The sequence below is a fragment of the Nostoc sp. DedVER02 genome, from assembly GCF_034530675.2.
Classification (GTDB): Bacteria; Cyanobacteriota; Cyanobacteriia; order Cyanobacteriales; family Nostocaceae; genus Nostoc.
Genome location: NZ_JAVRCP020000034.1, coordinates 45,279 through 65,271 on the forward strand (window position 1 = coordinate 45,279; position 19,993 = coordinate 65,271).

The window sequence follows — 19,993 nt, forward strand, 5'->3', positions numbered from 1 at the left end:
GATTAGTTATTATTTGAGCAAAAAAATTATTTTACTGTTTGTACGTTAGGATCAAGCCCTCGCCATAGCAAATTGATAAAATCTTCAAGAAAACTGCTTGTGTCTAGGTGAACAGCAGTGTTTTGTAGAGTTTGGGTCATAGTGAAGCCAACAACGGTATGCAGCAAAGTCATAGCAGGGATGGTCGGGTCGCCTCGCACAATGCGTCCGAGCGCCATCTCACGCCCGATGTAGGCAGTTAGCGCGGCGAATTCGGGTTCTATTCCTGGCGGTCTAACGATCTCACCAGGTTGTCGTACTGACCACGCCAGCATCATGCATGGAAGCAACTTTTCTGAGTAAGATGCAATCCTTAATGCGATTTTTAGCAGGTCAGAACGAGTGTCACCCTGTCCAATTTCAGCTTCGAGTTCTTTTGCCCAAATGCGATCGCAGGGCGTTTCTGACATGGCAGCGAAGAATAGAGCTTCTTTAGTTGGAAAGTGCTTGAAAATGCTGGCACTTGAGATCCCTGCACGATTTGCGACATCCATCGCGGTGGCGCTGAATCCCTGTTCGAGAAAGACTGCACGGGCAGCCTCAAGGATTTGGGAGTGGGTAATGGTTGGAGTTCTAGCCATACGCAAATAATAACTGATTAGTTATTTATTTGTCAATCATCATCTCTATCAGCTTGTGGGAATTTCAATCAAAAATTCTGTTCCTTCTCCAGGTTTAGACGAGCATTTAATTTGTCCATGATGTTTTTCAACTACTATTTGAGAACTAATAGACAATCCTAACCCCGTACCTTTACCTGGTGCTTTGGTAGTGAAGAAGGGATCAAACATGTGCGATCGCACATCTTCTGGAATCCCCAGACCATTATCGGCTATTCTAATTACAATCTGATTATTAACGGTTTGCGTACTAATCCAGATAGTCAAAGGTATTCTAGGACACGTTTGGGATAAGTTCAAATACTTTTGCTGTATAGTTTTAAACTTTTCTTCTAATGCATCAATACTGTTACTTAGAAGATTCATAAACACTTGATTTAATTGCGCGGGATAGCATTCGAGCAAAGTTAAATTAGCATATTCTTTAACAATCTCAATAGCTGGACGTTCATTATTATTTTTGAGCCGATGCCCTAAAATCAGCAAAGTACTGTCCAATCCCTCATGAATATCTACTGCTTTTAATTCACCCTCATCTGTACGAGAAAAGTTTCGTAATGATAGCACAATATCACAAATCCGCTCTGTTCCTATTTTCATCGATTCAAGAGTTTTGGGTAAATCTTCGATGATAAAATCCAAATCAGTCTTGTCAATTTTATCTTGGACAGATGGTAAGAGTGAGGAATTTTGACGGTAAAGTTCCACTACATTTAGCAGTTCTTGAGTATATTCATTTAAATGGATAAGATTGCCAAAAATAAAACTCACAGGATTGTTGATTTCATGAGCCACTCCAGCAAGTAGTTGTCCTAAACCTGCCATCTTTTCGCCCTGAATTAACCTAGTCTGAGTTTGTTTTAATTCTTGCAAGGCTTGAGTCAGTTCTAAAGTTTGGCGTTTGGTTTGTTCGAGTAATTCTGCTTGCTGAATTGCAATTCCAAATTGCACAGCTACTTGAGCTAGTAAATTGATTTCTTCTTCTTTCCAATAACGGGGTTGCGAATTTTGATAAGCAACCAATAATCCCCATAATTTTTCACCTTGTCGAATAGGAACAAAAGTTTCGTTGCGCGGAAGTTCATTATCATCTTCTGTATCTTCAAAAGTTTTTATAATCATTGGTTGGGTTTGTACAACAGGTTTCCAACCATCTTTGAAGGAATCTGCCACAAATTTACCACTCCAATCCGCGTTAAAGCGGTAGATCGCAACTCGCTCGACTTCGAGCAACTCTCGCACAGCTTGAGTAGTAGTTCTAAAAATAGTTTTAATATCAAGTGACTGACGAATTTTATCAATGGTTGCAGCTAGCAATTCTTGTCGTTCCATTGCTTTCTCGCGTTCAGTAGCTTCTGCTAACTGGACAATCTGCATTTGAACTTGCTTTAAATAAGAATCCTGTTTTAATGCAACTCCTAATTGCTCGGCTATTTGACTGGCAAATTCAATTTCAGAGGGTTGCCAGTGACGAGGAGCAGTACATTGGTGAATACATAGGAATCCCCAAAGTTCACCTTTCTTCAATAGAGGTGCAACCAAATTTGCCCGCACTTGAAATTTTTCTAGGATTTGGACGTAGCAACCGGGAAACTTTTCTTGATAAATATCAGCGATCGCATTTACTCGACCTTGGGCGTAAAGGGGTGCAAAGTTTTCACCGAAGCAATAATCATAAACTTTTTCTGCGATTACCGAGTTACACTCTGGTACAACATCCTCATAAATAAATTCTCCTTCCCAATCTTTTTGAGGGTCAAAACGAAAGACTGCTACTCTGTCTGCTTGCAGCATTTTCCGGGCCTCAGTGACAGTAGTCTGGAAGATTGTCTCTAAATTTAGGGACTCCCGAATGCGAGTAATCACGCAAGTTAATGTCTTTTGTTGCTCTGCTTGGTACTGAGCCTGTGCCAGCAATTTATAGTGTCGTAACGCCACACCAATTTGTGTACCGATTTTGGTCAATGATTCGACTTCATAAGATTGCCACTGTCTGGGTGAAGCGTTTTGATAGGCAGCAATGACTCCCCAAAGTTGATCTCCTTGGAGAATAGGAGCAGTTGCAAAGGCTTTTGCCTGGAATTGCTCCAACAGGGTTACATGACAGTCTGTTAATCCGGCTTGATAAATGTCATTGGCTGTAAATGTCTCATTGTTAATATAACGTCCGCCTTGCGTCTGTTGTAAATAAGTATCAGCGATCGCAGGCTGAATGCCAACTAAGGGAGTCCAACCTTCAGCAAATGATTCAGCAACAAAGTTACCACTCCAATCGCCATTAAAGCTAAAGATGGCGACTCGATCGGCTTGCAGCAACTGGCGGATTTCTTGAGTTGTGGTTTTAAAGATGGTTTCAATATCAAGGGGTGAGCGAATTTCATCGACAATCTGAGCAATTACTTGGTCGCGTTGAACCGCTTGAGCCAATTTTGCAGCTTGCAATTGCACCTCGTGGAGATGCTTTGCTTGTTGAATCGCAACTGTCAGATGATCGGCAATTTGACGAATAAATTCAATTTCCGATTCTTTCCAGTCACGAGCCTCACTGCACTGGTGGATACAAAGCAATCCCCACAGTTCCTTCTGGCGCAATAAGGGGACAACGAGATTAGCTGTGACCTGAAATTTACTTAAAAATGCGATGTGACAATCACTCAGTCCGGCATTGTAAATATCCGCTACTGCTTGAACTCGACCTTGTTGATAACTGGAAGCAAATTGTTCTCCAAAGCAGTGGTCGTAAACTTTTACTTTTAATGCCGAAGTCCAACCAAGTGCAACATCTTCAGAAACAAATTCTCCTTCCCAGTCTTTTTCTAGGTCAAATTGGAAGACTGCTACACGGTCAGCATTTAGCAGCTGGCGCACTTGCGTAACGGTAGTTTGAAAAATCGTTTCTAAATCCAGAGACTCCCGAATTCGTACAATCACACTAGCCAGAGCCTTTTGTTGATCTAGTTGCTCTTGAAGTTGAGCGCTTGACAATAGAAGTTGATTTTCTGTGAAATTTGAATTTGGTTCCATTGCTCTGGATTTTATCGTTTTTATACAAGGGTTCCGAATACCAAACTTCATGAGTCTAAAATATGACAAACCGCAAACTTTTACAGTGTTCAACTATTTCCCAGAAGATGGCTATTCTTATAGTTCCCTTTTCTCTATCTATCTTCGTAATGGGTTGAAAAATAATTTTAGTTTGTATACAACAAAAGACATAAATAATTCAAGTTTTGTAGTAAAGGCTAGAGCCGCTTACTAAGATAAGAGCTAATTCGGTAATTTTGCTTTGCTCCCCGCAGGCATCACACTTAAAATGATTGCCATCAGACTATAAACTAATGACTGATTTGCCAAAATTTACCTGACAGACTAAGGTATTTCAGGTTAAATGTTTTAAAATATGCACTCTGCAAGAGTTGCCGGGTATTATTCGTGACACAACAAGACCAAAAACCCTCTCGTTCTTTCGCTGGAATTGCTGGCATTGTTGCCGCAGCCACATTAATTAGTAAAGTCTTCGGTTTAGTGCGGCAGCAAGCGATCGCTGCGGCTTTTGGTGTTGGTGCTGCTGCTACCGCCTATAGCTATGCCTATATTATCCCTGGCTTTCTATTGATCTTACTCGGTGGTGTAAATGGGCCATTACATAGTGCAGTTGTCAGCGTTTTAGCCAAGCGGCGGCGAGAAGAAGCGGCTCCTTTAGTGGAAACCGTGACAACGCTGGTGGCTGGATTGCTGTTGGTGGTGACAGTTGCTCAAGTTTTATTTGCGGATGCGATCGTTGATTTAGTTGGTCATGGTTTGGAAGCGACAACCAGAGCGATCGCCATTCAACAACTCCGCATTATGGCACCAATGGCTTTATTTGCTGGTTTAATTGGCATTGGCTTCGGTACTCTCAACGCAGCCAATCAATATTGGTTACTTTCCATTAGTCCCTTATTATCTAGTATTACCGTTGTTATCGGTCTTGGTATCCTGGCGATGCAACTGGGCAAGGATATTATTAAGCCGGAGTACGCTTTAATTGGGGGAATGGTCTTAGCTTGGGGAACCTTAGCAGGAGCAGTTCTCCAATGGTTAGTGCAGCTAATTGTCCAGTGGCGATTAGGACTCGGCACATTACGCCTGCGGTTTGATTTTAAATCTCCAGGCGTTCAAGAAGTCATTAAAATCATGACTCCGGCGACAGTTTCCTCTGGAATGATGCCAATTAATGTTGCTACTGACCTTTATTTCGCCAGTCCTATCCCTGGTGCTGCGGCAGGATTTAACTATGCGAATCTATTAGTCCAAACTCCATTAGGGATTATTTCAAATATTATTTTACTGCCCCTGTTACCAATATTTGCCAAACTTGCTGGCCCCGAAAATTGGCCAGATTTAAAATTACGCATTCGCCAAGGACTGCTACTCACTGCCTTCACCATGCTACCCTTAGGGGCGCTGATGGTAGCATTATCAGTACCCATTGTGCAGGTGGTATATGAGCGTGGTGCTTTCAAACCAGAAGCCACACAGCTAGTTTCATCCTTGTTAGTCGCTTACGGAATTGGGATGTTTGTCTATTTGGGACGTGATGTTTTAGTGCGGGTGTTCTACGCTTTAGGCGATGGACAAACGCCTTTTCGCATCAGTGTTTTTAACATCTTGCTCAACATCATATTAGATTGGTTTTTCGTTAAACCTTTTGGCGCTCCCGGTTTGGTGTTAGCAACAGTGGGTGTAAATTGTAGCTCAATGTTAATGCTGTTATGGTTACTTGATCGCAAACTCAATGGCTTACCTTGGCGTGAGTGGAGTTTGCCAATTTTGGGTTTGGCTGCTGGTAGCGTGGTAGCTGGAGTAGCAAGCTATGGTACATTGATTGGTTCTCAGCAATTACTGGGTAAAACGGGTTTACTGATTTTGGTATTGGAGTTGTGCGTATCTGGCTTTGTAGGTATTGCGGTATTTGCTGCGATCGCTTCTTGGATGAAAATACCAGAGGTGAATACTTTTATATCTCGCCTACGTCAACGTTTTTTGAAGAAATAACTCTTAGCGATCGCAATACAATTCAGGAGTCAAGAGTCAGAATGGGCTAAACCTTAGCTATCCGCTAACAGAATAAATTATCACCGAAAAAGTGGATAGCGCAATATAAAGCCTTCTCTTCTAATATTGGAGACACTTCGGAAACAAGAGTCTTTTCGTAGAGAGCATCTTGATTCTGACTCCTGGATTCTGACTCCTGAATTCTGACTCCTGAATTCTTCAATTAGCACACCCAAGTGGGTGAGAAAGAATTCAGCCACTTGGGTGAACCAGGTGTGCGAGGTTACATTTTGTAAAAAAAGAGATTCTAGTACTAGAGAAGATTGATTTTACCTAACTCTAGTGAGAAGAATTCTATGAAATTTACAAAATTAGCTGCCTCTTTCCTCGCTGCTGCTTCCATTGTCCTCTCGGCAGGAATTGCTTCTGCTCAAACAGCCGGTACAAACGGTAATTACATCGGTGCTGGTGTTGCAGTTGGTGCAACCAGTGGCGGACAAGGAAACGATGAATCACAAATTGGCGGTAATATTCAAGGACGTTACGCCGTTCCTAATGCACCTGTTTCCCTGCGTGGTTCTGTGCTGTATGGTGGTGATGCTGCTGCAATTATGCCCATCGTGACTTATGATGCGCCCATCGCCAAAAATACTAACGTTTACTTCGGTGGTGGTTATTCCTTTGTAACTGACGAAGGTCAAAAAACCCCATTGGGCAATCAGAATGCACCTGTAGTCACCCTTGGTATTGAATCAGAAGTTAGCAAGAATGTCATTGCCTATGGTGATACTAAATGGGGTATTGATGCCTACAGAAATAGTGATGCTGATGCTGTCAGCTTCCAAGCTGGATTAGGCTATCGTTTCTAGTTCTTACGAGCTAGGAAACAGCTTATTCGCAAGCTAAAGCATGATGTTTACCAGCTGTAATAGGAATTCGTTCTGTCATATCTAGGTACTCATACCCAGATATGACACATTTTTTTAATCATTTTTATTTATGATTTTGATAACCAATTATGTTGGTCATTATTGATAGTTTCTTTTAAAGTGAAATGACCAATTTTAAATATAGATAAAAGATATTACTCATGGAAAAGATTAATCCCATTCAAGAAATACTCGGTGAAACAACTGATGTAGAATCTTGGCTAATTCGGGCTGGGCTAAGATTTTCAGACTTAGGTGACGATGCCGCCAGTATAGCAATCCGTAAGCAATGGCGAGAATATCAAGCCGCAGTTCAAAGATGTTGTGTAGTCCTACACCAACCACCGTCACGTGTTCAACTAAGCGGCGACTATGCCAACCTGAGAATCCCTGGCGGTGCATCAACCATAAAGCTTACTCGTTGACAGGAAAGAATAAATATAAATGTTTTGAAAAACCACATCTATTGTAGGGGCAATATCCTACGATAGATGTGCTTTGCATCTATATGAATTGCTCTGGTTTTTAACGATCGCAAATTAAAAAAGCCTACGATGGTGTAAGAACAACCTAAAGTCCAAAATCATTTATAAGAAGAATTCAGAACTCAGGAGTCAGAATTCAGAACTCAGGAGTCAGAATGGTCTAAACGCCCCGCTATCGCTAACAGGTATGAATTATGTACGAGTGGGTGACGAATAGAGGTTAAAACCTGGCAACTCTTAAAGACGCTACTGCGAACGCCCCAATACACGGCTTTCGCCCGAAGTCAAGTGAAAAAAATTAAAATATTCTCGCCTCAAAACTCTATCCCTTTATGGGTAGAGTATTCTGAATTCTGTTAGCGGTAGCGAGGCGTTTAGCCCGTTCTGTATTCTGACTCCTGTTTTATTACCGTTGCCATTACCACCATTGCCATTGCTGTAAATGACACGTTCAGCTAGTTTTTTTGGTACTTGCTGCAAATGGTTATATTTCCAGTGCAAGGAACCAACGCCGAGAAAGAGCGATCGCAGCCCTACAATAAAATTCTGCATCTCTGCTTGGGCCCATAGGAGCTAGTGTCATTAACTCAGCCACTATGTTATGAGAATTTTCCATATCTATGGGGCATTGGTGGAAGTCGGTTTTAACTTTCTCGAATCAGTTACATACATTGTCAGTGACTATGCAAAGTGGGGCTATGCGCGCCCTTACCTGTGTAGATGCGAATTTTATCAATTATATAGCTAGTAGTTCGCCAAGGAAACTTGGCGGGGTAAAGGGGAAGGGGGAAGGGGGAAAGGGTTTAAATCCCTTACCCTTTTCCCTTTCCCCTTTTCCCAGTCCTCACTTAGCATTTTTGGGTTGGCAGACTACTAGTTCTACCTGCCTAAAGATTGTCGTATTTTATAAAATTTCATCAAGCATATTTTCTAATTAACTACTTTAGCCATCAGCAACGCCAAATCTCTAACTCCTCAGCAGAAGCCGTAAAGCATACAGGCAAGTTATAATTCTCTTGCGGATCAACGTAACAAAAATTTATGAGTAACCCACTAGTACAAGCCTTTTTCGTAGGCAGAGCAGTAGCCGAAGTAGTTAATGAGCGTTTAGAGGTCGCCTTGACCGATGCTTTGAGCGATCTGGGTAAATTTGATGCAGAAGCTAGAGAGCAGTTACGCCAGTTTACAGAAGAAGTCCTAGAGCGGGCAAATCGTTCAGCAGAAGCAGCTAATTCGGGTCAAGCTACTACCGGTAGTGGACAAGCCAGTTCTGATTCAGGTGACTTGCAAGCAGATATTGATGAATTACGAGCAGAAATTGCCCTGTTACGAACAGAATTGCAACATTATCGCAGAACTTCTGCGTAAATCTAGTCATTGGTCATTGGTCATTGGTCAAAAATTATTTACAAATGACAAATGACAAATGACATTATAAGAAAAAACAGTTTAGGAATCAGAGTGTCTTCTCTCTCAAGTGATTCGGTTGCAAACCAACGGTACACAAAGGATATGGAACAAGGTTATTCAGATAAGGCATACCGTTGGAATCGGGAAAAATACTCTAGCAGACGGCGTTTTGTGGACATTTGGTCTTTTGTCTTGACCTTATTGTTCAAACTTTGGCTATACAACAAATCTTGGAGTTATGCGGGTGGTGTGACTGAGGCAAAGCAAGCTGCAAGACGCAAAGCCCAAGCGGTCTGGATTCGCAATACCCTGCTGGATTTAGGCCCAACCTTCATAAAAGTTGGGCAACTATTTTCTACCCGTGCTGATATATTTCCTGGTGAATATGTAGAAGAATTAGCCAAATTACAAGACAAAGTACCGGCATTTAGCTATGAGCAAGTAGAAACGACCATTGAGAAAGAATTAGGCAAGAAAATTCCTGAACTCTTCCATAATTTTGAACCGATTCCCTTAGCTGCTGCTAGCTTGGGGCAAGTACACAAAGCTGTACTGCATAGTGGAGAATCGGTTGTTGTGAAAGTGCAACGCCCTGGATTAAAGAAATTATTTGAAATAGATTTACAAATTCTCAAAGGAATTACCCGCTACTTTCAAAACCATCCCAAATGGGGACGGGGAAGAGATTGGTTAGGTATTTATGAAGAATGTTGTCGCATTCTTTGGGAAGAAATTGATTATCTTAACGAAGGTCGTAACGCTGATACTTTTCGCCGGAACTTTCGCGGCTACGATTGGGTGAATGTCCCAAGAGTATACTGGCGTTATGCTAGTTCCAGAGTGCTGACTTTAGAATATCTCCCTGGAATTAAAATTAGCCAATACGAAGCTTTAGAAGCAGCCGGTTTAGATCGAAAGGCGATCGCTCGTCAAGGCGCTCAAGCTTACTTACTACAGTTACTCAATAGTGGCTTTTTCCACGCCGATCCTCACCCAGGCAATATTGCCATTAGTGCAAATGGGGCTTTAATATTCTACGATTTCGGCATGATGGGGCGGATTAAATCCAACGTGCGCGAAGGACTGATGCAAACACTGTTTGGTATCGCTCAAAAAGATGGCGATCGCGTTGTGCAATCTCTGATCGATTTAGGTGCGATCGCCCCAACTGATGACATGGGCCCAGTGCGGCGTTCTGTCCAGTATATGCTGGATCATTTCATGGATAAGCCCTTTGAAAATCAATCGGTCGCGGCAATCAGTGACGACCTTTATGAAATAGCTTATAATCAGCCATTTAGATTTCCAGCAACCTTCACTTTTGTGATGCGAGCCTTTTCTACCCTAGAAGGTGTAGGTAAAGGTTTAGATCCAGAGTTTAACTTTATGGAAGTTGCTAAACCCTATGCAATGCAGCTTATGACCGATATGAATGGTTCTGAGGGGAATACCTTTATTAACGAATTAAGTCGTCAAGCGGCTCAGGTAAGTAGTACTGCCTTTGGGCTACCACGTAGGTTAGAGGATACGTTAGAGAAGCTAGAACGGGGAGATATGCGCCTCCGCGTTCGTTCTATAGAAACTGAAAGACTATTGCGGCGACAAAGCAGCATTCAGCTTTCAATGAGCTATGCTCTGTTAATTAGTGGTTTCACACTTTCAGCTACGATTTTAGTGGTTAGCAATTATGTATTGTGGGCACTAGTACCTGGTTTAATTGCACTAGGGATTTCAGTAATCCTGATCAGACTACTTTTGCGCCTTGACCGTTACGATCGGATGTATTAATTGTTGCAAAAAAATTTATGAAACTTAATTTCACGGGTTTTAGCGATCCGGGACTTATTCGTTCTAATAATCAGGATGCTTACTATGTCGACCCAGAAGGGCGGTTTTTCGTTGTCGCCGATGGAATGGGCGGTCATGCTGGAGGTGAAGAAGCAAGTCGCATAGCCACTGAAGAAATTCAGGCGTATTTGCTGGCAAATTGGGAATCTTCTAAATCTTCTCAAGAATTACTCGAGCAAGCTTTGTGGGGTGCTAATGAAGCGATTTTGCAAGATCAGCAAAATCATCCTGAACGCGCCGACATGGGTACAACAGTTGTAGCAGTAATTTTTCGCGCTCCAGAGCCGCCCTGGTGCGCTCATGTTGGCGATTCGCGGCTGTATCGCTTTCGAGAGTCGCAATTAGAACAGGTAACAGAAGACCACACTTGGGTTGCACGAGCAATCAAAATCGGTGACATCAGCTTAGATGAAGCGCGATCGCATCCTTTTCGTCATGTATTATCGCGCTGTTTGGGGCGTGAAGACTTGCATCAAGTTGATGTGCAACCACTAGATGTAAAAGCTGGCGATCGCCTACTGTTATGTAGTGATGGTCTAACAGAAGAACTTGTAGAACAGAAGATTGCTAGCTGCCTCCAAGATGCTCCTTGGCTTGATAAAGCCGCCATCTCTCTAATTGAGGCTGCTAAGGAGCAGGGAGGGCACGATAACATCACAGTTGTGATCGTTTCACTCGAATAAATAGTCATTAGTCATTAGTCAATGCTTAGTAACCTTGAACAAAGGACAACTGACAAATGACTTATGACAAATCTGGTAGATATACTCAGTAATTTGTTCAGTGTGAGCATTTTTCACTTTTACAATTTGATACAAATATTTTTAGCCTCTAAAAAGACCTAATGAGGCTGAATTTGCATAAAATCGATAAATTGACATCTTGCACATAATAAGGTAGAGCGATTATAATTCACGCTTATTACCATTCATTCCCCAACCTCCTTTAAGTCCACGTTCCGAAGTTTCCTCCATATTTGGGAAGACACCACCTTAGTTTCTCTCAAACAGGGAACTATAGAATTCAGGACAAAATCTGCTCATCTCCTCAAAAGAGACTTGTGCAAAGCAGAAAGGAGTGAAAGGTATGTTATTCTACCTTCGTTCAAACAGAGCCTATTTTCTGGAATACGGCTCGACTAACTTGGGTAGTATATCAGTAGGATTAGGTGCAAGATATCATATCAAAAAAGTTCCACACTTCGGATGTGGGCAATCTGTCAAACAATTGTTATCTTCCTTAATACGGAGGAACAAATGTTGGACAAATATAAGTCCAATTATTATCCCATTTGGACTTCTGTAAGCGATATTACCTTTACACGTTGTTTTTTCGGAGTTAACTATGAGCCAACCAATGAAACTATCCTTGGAACAGCAATTCAGCATCTGTTCATTTGCCACTCAAGTTCAAAACATGAGCCACGATCAAGCCAAAGACTTTTTGGTAAAACTCTATGAGCAAATGGTAGTGCGTGAGGCAACTTATCAGGAGCTTCTTAAGCACCAGTGGGGCTTAGATTCCGGTTCCACTATGGCATAGAGTCGTTCTACTGTCGCAGTGGACGACCTCCTTCTCTTGCTTGGTTCCAAGGAGGAAAAGAGCTGGGGATGTCGGGGCGTCAACTTCGATAACCAATTCCATCAGAGCAATACAAGAATTAAACTCACAACTAGTAAACTTTTCGACGGCATATCTACTGAATCTCTACACGATTTTAGCTTTGTCAGCTAAGATTCATGTTCTGTTTAGCCAAACTTCTTTATTGTTATCTTTCGCCTAGTGTAAGAATTACACCTGCGTAAATTTCCAATTTCCTGAAATATCCACACAACAATATTCAGTGATAATTTTAGATAGCCCTGATTTGGCAACTTGTAATTTCACTCTTTATACATATAACTAGAACTTACATCTTTATATATATTTTGTTTATAAAAGTTTACATTCTTTAAGCTAATACCCCTTAGTTACATATAAGACACGTAATACAAATAAACTTAACTGGAAAGATCGTATGGAGAATCTGTATCAATGCTTTCCAGTTTTGCCAAGATTTGAGGCTTAATTTTTTCGTACTCGTTTTTAAGCAAGCTTTTACTCATTTGCGGGTCGGCAGAAGACATCAATGTGTTGCTCATTGCGACCCACTCTTGCAGTCTTTGGCGCTGGGCAGAAGCGACGCTGGAAAGTAAGATATGGCTACAGCGATTTGGTGTTTCTCGTGCAAAAAACAACAGACGGTAGTAGCCTGTATCCTGTAATAACCGAGTAGTTTCTTGACCAAGACTGGTTTTAAGATCGAGGTAGTAAGGCAACCATTTAGCACCATGTTTACGGTTGTAGATGACAGTAATCCATAGCAACATAGGATGGGGAATAGAGATGAAAAGAAATTGGTTATAGCGGGTACAGAGAAAGCGCTTCTGAATTTCTTCTTGCGGTAGCATCACCCACAACGCTGGTAAAACCTCACCATTGCTGTGAATGGACTGAGGAAAAACAATATCGGCAATTGGTTTATTTTGGGGCCAGGCAATGGCACGAGCGATTTCATCGTTAGACAAGGATACCCGCAAATCGGCTTTAGTCTTCTGTTCAAGCTCAGGACTAGCCTTGGCAGCAGGAATTAGGGCATAAGTATCTTGCTTAATTTTGCGTGTATGCTCAGGCTTTTCTAGAGATGCTAAAACTTTAAGGATTTCAGTAATACTTTGGGGGCGATCGCGTGCTACCTTAGCTAGACAACTCATCACCAAATTTTCGATTTCTTTTGGTAGTTCTAACCCAGGTGCAACCTCAGTAAAAGAACGTGGTTTTTGATAGTGATGTGTTTTATACCATGCTCCAAAAGAATGAGTTGGTGCTACCAGTGGCATTTTGCCTGTGAGCATTTCAAACATCATCACACCCAAACTATAAATATCAGCACGGTTGTCTAATTCTTTTCCCTCCATTTGTTCGGGAGACGAATAAGCCAATGTTCCTAAATAGAATTTTGTATGGTCGCCATCTGACTGTAATAACTTAGCAATACCAAAATCTAGAACCTTAACCAATTCTCCGAAACTAGGGTCTTGAATCACTAGCATATTGCTTGGCTTGATATCCCGATGGATAATTGGGCAAATTGTGCCATCAACGGGAATACCATCATGAGCGCACTGTAACCCCAGGCTGAGTTGACGCGCCATACTCAGAAATCTTGGTAAGGGTAGCCGTTGCTTACGAATAATACTGTTTAGGCTTTGTCCTTGTAGGTATTCCATAACGTAGAACGGGGTGTTGTTATCATCTACGCCATAGTCCATGACTCGGACAATGTGGATACTTTTTTGTCCTAATAAAGCACAAGTTTTTGCTTCTCGCTCAAAGCGGTCTTGCAATCGCATCTTTTCATTTTGGATTGATAGAGCGAGAAACTTAACCGCAACAGGTACACCTCCCAACAAAGTATCTTTAGCACGATAAACTCGACCCATCGCTCCAGTACCGATTAACTCTTGGAGTTGGTAGCGTTTGCTGAGTAAGCGACCAATGTTGGGGTCTGACATAGAAAATTTGAATCCAAAAGCAGGTTGTAAGTGTTTAGGAAAAAAAGTGCATTCAAACTGATATCTGGGATTATTACGTCTAGAAATCAATTTCTAGACTCATACCACAAGACAAAAATGGAATTCAAAAGGCTTATAGACTAGGCTTTTAGAGGATTTCCAATCGTTGCTTTATCTACATAGTGCTGTGCTACTAAAGGCGGAAGCTTACCTACCTTTAACAACAGGATTTTGCCTCAAGTCTTGTTAATTGAGATAGTAAGTGGATTTACGCAGTCTATACTAGCTTTTTTTAGCCATCTTTTAAAGGATTGAAGCCATGATCGGTTATTACAACTGGTGCAATATTCCAAAGCAAACAAGCAGAAAGAGTAGATAACGAAGCTTCATATCATTTTGCACTTTAATTGTGGTGTAGTTTTAGTTTGCCCAATTTTGAGTAAATAGATAACTCTAGAATCTGCCAAAAACCTTCATTAGGGATAAGAGTAGCCCTGTTAAGGTGACAAATAACCGGAAAATAAAGCTATGCGATCGCAAGCAATAAAGTGGAGAGGGTATAATCAATGCTGAGTGTAGCCCTTTCAAGGTGAACACGTTCCGATGCAAAACTACAAACTGTAGGGGCAATTCATCTAGATGTAAAGCAGCTTTTGGTAGGATATTACCCCTACGGAAATAAAGTGCAGCCTCACATATAATTAGTAGGATAATTTGTTTTGTATCTAGGGATGGTTACAAATCATTATTACCTGAACAGGTTTTAACTTTCAGGATAATTCTAATACTTAAGGATATTGTTAGAGCGAACTATAGTACTACTAATTGGGAGATTTTCGCTTTCTCCCTAAATTATAAGAAATATCAAAAACTGATTTATTGCCCATTATATAGTATTGAATCCGACGCTTAATAATATGGCTCAATCGGGAAATAAATTCAGAAAAAAAGTATGGATTTTTCCAGATTTCTATTAATGCTGTTAACCATTTTCTTTGCTTTATAGGCATAACAACTTGAAAGTAAGCTAGATTTTTATTATAGGCTGTAAGATTATTATACAGAGCGTGCATTAAAGCTGGATTTTTTTTCACAACCTCTTGTTGCATGAAATAGTTAGTAGCTTTACAGTATTGATTTAGGCGTGGCAATGGGCTTTGATATACAAGAGAACCAGGGCGTGAGCGGTAAAAATAATAGGGTTTTGGCTCAATAAAAAAGCGGGCTCCTTCGATTAAGCATTTCATGTTGATCCAAAAATCTTGACCCATCCTGATGTCCTCATCGTATTTGATGCCGTGCTTAACCAAAAAATCGCGTTTAAATAGAGGCTTGCTTAAACCAAAATGCAACCCTGGTTGCCCATAGACATCAGTTTCTACAAAATAAACGATATCAATTTGGAAAATCTTATCTATGCGTTCTCCACTTTCTTCAATCAATGTACTCCAAGGAGATGCTGCGCCATCTTGGATTAAATAAAGATCGTCAGCAATCATGTCTGCATTTGTTTTATCTGCCAGCAACACAAGGTTTTCTAATCTTTCGGGAGCATACCAGTCATCTGAATCAAGAACAGCAACCCATTCTCCTTGGGCTACTTTGAGGGCACGATTACGCGCAGCAGAAGCCCCCAGATTTTCTTGATTCACTATTACTTTGAGACGTTGGTCAGTAAAACTTTTAGCTACTTCTACAGTTTTATCGCTTGAACCATCATCGACGATAATAACTTCAATGTCATTGAGCGTTTGCTCTAAAGCGGATTTTATAGATTTTGCAATATACGCTTCGGTATTGTAAGCAGGGATAATAACAGAGACTTTAGGATTCATGAAACTGAACTCCAGGCTACATAGTTCCGTAAAAATGCTAAAATCTTGACAGCATAATTTAAAAACTTTTCTTATACTATACTAAGATTTACGCGCCGGACAAAAAATTTATGTCGTGTATCAATGTAAACACGTCGTTTCATCTTTTTATTAATCATTCATAAGTGCTAAATACAACATATATGTTGTCAGGACACTTCATAAATTTAGCTTACGAAAGATATTGTTTTTCAAACCATCGATATTTAGTATTTCCTATCACTGCGTTTGTCCTATATACAACAATACAGTTCAGTTAAGAATTTCTTCCTTCTCTTCCTTTGTGTACTTTGCGTCCTTCTCTAACGAGACACTACGCGAATGCAGTTCGTTAAAAAATTGACTTTGATAAAGAGTTAAGCCTTAACTGAACCGTATTGCTATATACAACTCAAGAGGTCGGTGAAAAGAAATGACTCCTTAAGGTCAGGTATGAGGAGATATTAAATGTTGGTAAATCAGTGCTTTAAAGGTTATTTAAGTAGAAGGCTCCCAGACTATACAAAAAACATTGAGGCAGTATTGTTCTTAGATTGACTGACGCTCTAAGCTAACTTCCATTGTGTTAGTTAAAAAATGACCAGCCAAGATACCACTACTGAGATAATATTTATCTTCTGAAATTCGGTGTAGGGTTTCAAAGCCACTACGACGCTGACGATCGCCTATTACCCAGTAACGCTGCACAATAGTGTCTAGACCAATCCAGCCTTCACCTTCAACTTGTCCCAAAATATTATGTTGTAACAAAAAAGTATACTGACGCTCTCCCTCATGTAGTCGTCCCTTGTATTGTAAAGAGATTTCTGAGCGATCGCTACCAGGAAATATCAGCTTAGTTGCCATAGTGAACCAGTTATCTCGATTCCAAGCTACCAAAGTCATTCCCTTGACGCTGATTGGCATACCATTACGTTCCAGCCAATTTCCTTGCATTGCCCAGCGTCCTGGTTCCAATAAAAAAGTATGAGCCACCTTATATATTCCTGTCTCGATCTAGTGCTACCAAGACTACAGTTATAGCAGTGCTGTACATGGATAGCGGGGCCTTTAGCCCGTGTTAAGTGAAGAATGAAGAAATTTTTTATCGTTTTTGTCTCAAGATTCAGGAGTGACTTTGGTGAATTTCTCCCAAAAGCACTTCTTGAGGTGCGCCAGTAGCAGTAGGTAGATTGCCAGGAATACCCAAATGCCGCCAGTAGGCTAAAACTGCAAAAGCGATCGCTTCTTTAAAATCTGCACTCAAACCAACTTCATCTGTAGTCAAAACTGGAATTGATGCCAATAAAAATTCTAATCGACGTTTCAAATAGAGATTGCGACTACCACCGCCACATAATAGTACCCGTTGTGGCATTTTTGGCAAAAAAGCGCGGTAACTATGAATAATTGAAGCAGCTGTCAGTTCCGTCAGAGTTGCCAGTATGTCAGCAGCATTGAGTTGGTATGCTTCAGCATCTTTAAAACATTGATGCAGGTAAGTCACACCAAATAACTCTCGACCAGTAGATTTGGGCGGCGGTAGATGAAAATAGTCTTGGTTGAGCCATTGTTCTACCAAAGGATGGCAAGGAGTACCACTTGCGGCCCAATTGCCATCTTCATCATAAGTTTTAGCCCCAGCGCTTAAATGTTCCACCGCCAGATCCAACAGACTATTTCCTGGGCCAGTATCCCAAGCACGAATTTTTGAAAGCCAGTCGCCATGACGAGGCGGAATATAAGCTACATTACCGATGCCACCAATATTTTGAATACAACGCCCTTGTTCAGGATGACTGAGCAAATAGGCATCTACTCTAGGCACGAGAGGCGCACCATGACCACCAATAGCGATATCAGCAACGCGGAAGTTGCTGACAGTTGTAATGCCCGTAAGATGGGCAATTAATGCACCGCGCCCTAGTTGGAGACTGTAACCCAAGGGAGTGCTGTTAGCGATAACGGAGTCAGAAATTAAGATTTCTCTCTTCTTATGCTCCCCTCTTCCTCCAGGTGGTTGATGATAAACCGTCTGACCGTGGGAGCCAATAAGACTAGCTGGCTGATGACCAATTTGAATATTTTGAGCGGCTTGGGCAAAGACAATAGCGATCGCATCATCTATTTCTGCTAATTCTGCCATTGAAATCGCAATACCTGCACCAACTGCTAATATTCTTTCTCTGAGTTCAGCTGGATAAGGATATGTTGCCCCAGCTAGCAACTCCACTTTGAGATCCAATTCTGTACCGGAAATTTCTACCAACGCAGCGTCTATGCCATCTACAGATGTGCCACTAATTAAACCGATAACGCGAGTAGAGAAAGTAGCTTTTTCAGTCGGATGCATTGATCGAGGTTCTTTTATTAATTGTCAAGAAGTAATTTAATACGTTTCGGTTAACGTTTTAATCTTTTCAATATCCCCCAGACCCCAATGGCACTAAGTTAAGCTGAAGGCTACGCGGCGTAAGGATGCTCCAGGGGCAGGGGGGCTGAGGGGAATTTCTAAATATCTGAACGCAATGCCTAAAATTTCTTCTTTCTCCCCTGCTCCTTTGCTCCTCTGCACCCAAGAGCCTCAACGATTTTACCTTTTCTTAGTGCCATTCCCCCCCAGACCCACCTTATTAAGGTGGTTGCCGTAGGCAAAGGAGCTTAACCAAACCGTATTGAGAGGTAGTTTAGTTCATGTTACTACCTATGTCAAAAAACTAGGTGGCACAGTTGATTGGAGAAACAAGAGCAGCCAGAGCAAGGGAAAAATCTTAAAATCAACAGCAATAACCATGTATCCCGTGAATTTGAGTGTTGTACACAACCTACAACCTAAGTCTCAAAAGCTTGTGTCTAGGCTGTTTGACTTCTGAACTCTGCTGTATCTATATCTATCAGGAAAAATGGTTCTTAAAAACCGTCCATTTATCTTTATTAGTCCTTAACAAGGACAAAACCTGAAAATACAATTTCTTAATATGCCTATTTTAACCTTTACAGCTTTTTTATCTTCAGATGAAGAACAGCTAATTTATAGGTTCTTATAACGCAAAAACACTTATTACCTTACTGAAGACATATCAAATTATTTACCAAAAACATCAATTTTTCAGAAAATATAAATCCAGTATTTTCATCCTATTCTTCTTTGGGAAGACAGCACATACTTAATTCAAGTCGCACAACGAATTGTTCAACCCAAAAAATTACAAGTTCCCAAAAAAATGTCTATTAAAAAAATCGCTTGCATCGCTGCTCTATCTTTATCTGCAATCTCCTCATTTGTCTACGCCGGTTCTGCTCAGGCTATTTCCTTCCAAGTTACAACCGGCATTGCAGGACTTAATGGAGAAACTAACCAAGGTGCTTTTTCTGAGTTTAGTAAGCTTTCGGGTACGACAACTATTGACTTCAATAATGGTCAAGCACCAACCACTGGTTTCGCTCAATACTCATTTGAGAACACCAGTGGAAGCAGCAGTGTTAGATCAGATGTATGGGCACCGGCTGGAGCAAATGGTGAAGTCAATGATGGGAAATATCTGGCAGTTTTTAGCGGCGATAAAGTCACAATTAGCCTTGGCAGTTCCCTGAATTACTTTGGAATTGACTGGGGAGCTATCAGTTCTGGCAATATGTTCTCCTTCTACAATGGCGATACTCTGATAAAATCATTTACAACAGAGGATGTAAACCCAGTTGCACCAATTCGTGCATCACAGCATGGTGGTGAAGGAAATGGGTATCTTCACTTCTACTCAGATAGTAGCAACGATATTTTCAACAAGATTGTCATTACCCAAACTGGTGGTGGTGGATTTGAAAGTGACAACCATTCTTTCCATGCAGGAACTGACAAATTTACAGGTTTTGATCCTAAGTCTGTTCCTGAACCTAGTGTTACTTTAGGTATGTTGGCTGTAGGTGGTATGTTTCTTCGCAAGCGTAAGAACGATAAGTTGCAAAGCGTAAAGCAATCTTATTAGAGATATCAATCTTAACTCGGTAAGATTTGCTTGATTTTCTCTATATTTCAAAAGTTCCAATGAGAAGTCAAAATTAAATAAAAGTTAGGGTGAGCTTACTTATGTAAGCTCACCCTAATTCTTTTGCCATTTATTTTATGAGCCAATACGCTTGGGTTAAGGGCTATTGATCAAAAATTTTGGTTTTCGAGACGCGATAAATCGCCGTCTCTACAAGTGTTTTGGTCTTATC

The 19,993-nt window shown here is 41.0% G+C and carries 15 protein-coding genes; 8 read left to right on the forward strand and 7 right to left on the reverse strand.

What is annotated here, in order from left to right; genetic code table 11:
• Nucleotides 1–26: 26 nt before the first annotated feature.
• Together RMZ41_RS25225 and RMZ41_RS25230 are read right to left on the reverse strand one after the other, a co-directional pair.
• A complete protein-coding gene (locus tag RMZ41_RS25225; RefSeq protein WP_322644687.1) occupies nt 27–620 on the reverse strand; it encodes a TetR/AcrR family transcriptional regulator in 594 nt (197 codons plus the stop codon).
• Between the two features lie 48 nt (nt 621–668).
• The gene (locus tag RMZ41_RS25230) at nt 669–3,683 is read right to left on the reverse strand and encodes a GAF domain-containing protein (protein ID WP_322644686.1); all 3,015 of its coding nucleotides are present in this window, start codon (nt 3,681–3,683) and stop codon (nt 669–671) included.
• Between the two features lie 408 nt (nt 3,684–4,091).
• Here RMZ41_RS25230 and murJ point away from each other — a divergent pair, with 408 nt between their 5' ends.
• The 3 genes from murJ to RMZ41_RS25245 all read left to right on the forward strand — a co-directional run bounded on the left by murJ (nt 4,092) and on the right by RMZ41_RS25245 (nt 7,050).
• Entirely contained in the window at nt 4,092–5,696 is a 1,605-nt protein-coding gene (gene murJ, locus RMZ41_RS25235; RefSeq protein ID WP_322644685.1) for a murein biosynthesis integral membrane protein MurJ, read from the forward strand.
• A 356-nt stretch (nt 5,697–6,052) separates the two neighbouring features.
• A complete protein-coding gene (locus RMZ41_RS25240; RefSeq protein ID WP_322644684.1) occupies nt 6,053–6,565 on the forward strand; it encodes an outer membrane beta-barrel protein in 513 nt (170 codons plus the stop codon).
• 221 nt (nt 6,566–6,786) lie between these two features.
• A complete protein-coding gene (locus RMZ41_RS25245; protein WP_322644683.1) occupies nt 6,787–7,050 on the forward strand; it encodes a hypothetical protein in 264 nt (87 codons plus the stop codon).
• A 390-nt stretch (nt 7,051–7,440) separates the two neighbouring features.
• Here the strand turns inward: RMZ41_RS25245 and RMZ41_RS25250 are convergent, their stop codons facing one another.
• A complete protein-coding gene (locus RMZ41_RS25250; RefSeq protein ID WP_322644682.1) occupies nt 7,441–7,662 on the reverse strand; it encodes a hypothetical protein in 222 nt (73 codons plus the stop codon).
• A gap of 489 nt (nt 7,663–8,151) precedes the next feature.
• Here RMZ41_RS25250 and RMZ41_RS25255 point away from each other — a divergent pair, with 489 nt between their 5' ends.
• The 4 genes from RMZ41_RS25255 (at nt 8,152) to RMZ41_RS25270 (ending at nt 11,910) form a co-directional block, all read left to right on the forward strand.
• A complete protein-coding gene (locus RMZ41_RS25255; RefSeq protein WP_322644681.1) occupies nt 8,152–8,478 on the forward strand; it encodes a DUF6825 family protein in 327 nt (108 codons plus the stop codon).
• A 144-nt stretch (nt 8,479–8,622) separates the two neighbouring features.
• Entirely contained in the window at nt 8,623–10,308 is a 1,686-nt protein-coding gene (locus RMZ41_RS25260; protein WP_322644718.1) for an AarF/ABC1/UbiB kinase family protein, read from the forward strand.
• A gap of 17 nt (nt 10,309–10,325) precedes the next feature.
• Nucleotides 10,326–11,051 carry a Stp1/IreP family PP2C-type Ser/Thr phosphatase gene (locus RMZ41_RS25265; protein ID WP_322644680.1) on the forward strand — a complete coding sequence of 242 codons (726 nt, stop codon included), beginning with the start codon at nt 10,326–10,328 and terminating at the stop codon, nt 11,049–11,051.
• Between the two features lie 661 nt (nt 11,052–11,712).
• Nucleotides 11,713–11,910, forward strand: a complete 198-nt coding sequence (locus RMZ41_RS25270; protein WP_292779026.1) for an NblA/ycf18 family protein — start codon at nt 11,713–11,715, stop codon at nt 11,908–11,910.
• Between the two features lie 458 nt (nt 11,911–12,368).
• Here the strand turns inward: RMZ41_RS25270 and RMZ41_RS25275 are convergent, their stop codons facing one another.
• The 4 genes from RMZ41_RS25275 to RMZ41_RS25290 form a co-directional block, all read right to left on the reverse strand.
• The gene (locus tag RMZ41_RS25275) at nt 12,369–13,922 is read right to left on the reverse strand and encodes a serine/threonine-protein kinase (RefSeq protein WP_322644679.1); all 1,554 of its coding nucleotides are present in this window, start codon (nt 13,920–13,922) and stop codon (nt 12,369–12,371) included.
• Between the two features lie 821 nt (nt 13,923–14,743).
• Nucleotides 14,744–15,757 (reverse strand): glycosyltransferase family 2 protein, encoded by a 1,014-nt coding sequence (locus RMZ41_RS25280; protein WP_322644678.1) that lies wholly within the window; start codon nt 15,755–15,757, stop codon nt 14,744–14,746.
• A 567-nt stretch (nt 15,758–16,324) separates the two neighbouring features.
• On the reverse strand, nt 16,325–16,771 hold the full coding sequence (locus tag RMZ41_RS25285) for a hypothetical protein (RefSeq protein ID WP_322644677.1): 447 nt from the start codon (nt 16,769–16,771) through the stop codon (nt 16,325–16,327).
• 130 nt (nt 16,772–16,901) lie between these two features.
• Complete coding sequence (locus RMZ41_RS25290) at nt 16,902–18,128, reverse strand: anhydro-N-acetylmuramic acid kinase (RefSeq protein WP_322644676.1); 1,227 nt, start codon at nt 18,126–18,128, stop codon at nt 16,902–16,904.
• Nucleotides 18,129–18,999: 871 nt separating this feature from the next.
• Between RMZ41_RS25290 and RMZ41_RS25295 the strand changes: the two genes are divergently transcribed.
• Nucleotides 19,000–19,761, forward strand: a complete 762-nt coding sequence (locus RMZ41_RS25295) for a PEP-CTERM sorting domain-containing protein (protein ID WP_322644675.1) — start codon at nt 19,000–19,002, stop codon at nt 19,759–19,761.
• The last annotated feature ends 232 nt before the right edge of the window (nt 19,762–19,993 follow it).

Bases quoted from the DNA above. Each gene is read 5' to 3' on its own strand.
- RMZ41_RS25295 (WP_322644675.1), top strand. From the start codon at position 19,000: ATGTCTATTAAAAAAATCGCTTGCATCGCTGCTCTATCTTTATCTGCA.
- RMZ41_RS25280 (WP_322644678.1), bottom strand. From the start codon at position 15,757: ATGAATCCTAAAGTCTCTGTTATTATCCCTGCTTACAATACCGAAGCG.
- RMZ41_RS25255 (WP_322644681.1), top strand. From the start codon at position 8,152: ATGAGTAACCCACTAGTACAAGCCTTTTTCGTAGGCAGAGCAGTAGCC.
- RMZ41_RS25270 (WP_292779026.1), top strand. From the start codon at position 11,713: ATGAGCCAACCAATGAAACTATCCTTGGAACAGCAATTCAGCATCTGT.
- RMZ41_RS25275 (WP_322644679.1), bottom strand. From the start codon at position 13,922: ATGTCAGACCCCAACATTGGTCGCTTACTCAGCAAACGCTACCAACTC.
- RMZ41_RS25290 (WP_322644676.1), bottom strand. From the start codon at position 18,128: ATGCATCCGACTGAAAAAGCTACTTTCTCTACTCGCGTTATCGGTTTA.
- RMZ41_RS25225 (WP_322644687.1), bottom strand. From the start codon at position 620: ATGGCTAGAACTCCAACCATTACCCACTCCCAAATCCTTGAGGCTGCC.
- RMZ41_RS25250 (WP_322644682.1), bottom strand. From the start codon at position 7,662: ATGCAGAATTTTATTGTAGGGCTGCGATCGCTCTTTCTCGGCGTTGGT.
- RMZ41_RS25240 (WP_322644684.1), top strand. From the start codon at position 6,053: ATGAAATTTACAAAATTAGCTGCCTCTTTCCTCGCTGCTGCTTCCATT.
- RMZ41_RS25230 (WP_322644686.1), bottom strand. From the start codon at position 3,683: ATGGAACCAAATTCAAATTTCACAGAAAATCAACTTCTATTGTCAAGC.
- RMZ41_RS25260 (WP_322644718.1), top strand. From the start codon at position 8,623: ATGGAACAAGGTTATTCAGATAAGGCATACCGTTGGAATCGGGAAAAA.
- RMZ41_RS25245 (WP_322644683.1), top strand. From the start codon at position 6,787: ATGGAAAAGATTAATCCCATTCAAGAAATACTCGGTGAAACAACTGAT.
- RMZ41_RS25265 (WP_322644680.1), top strand. From the start codon at position 10,326: ATGAAACTTAATTTCACGGGTTTTAGCGATCCGGGACTTATTCGTTCT.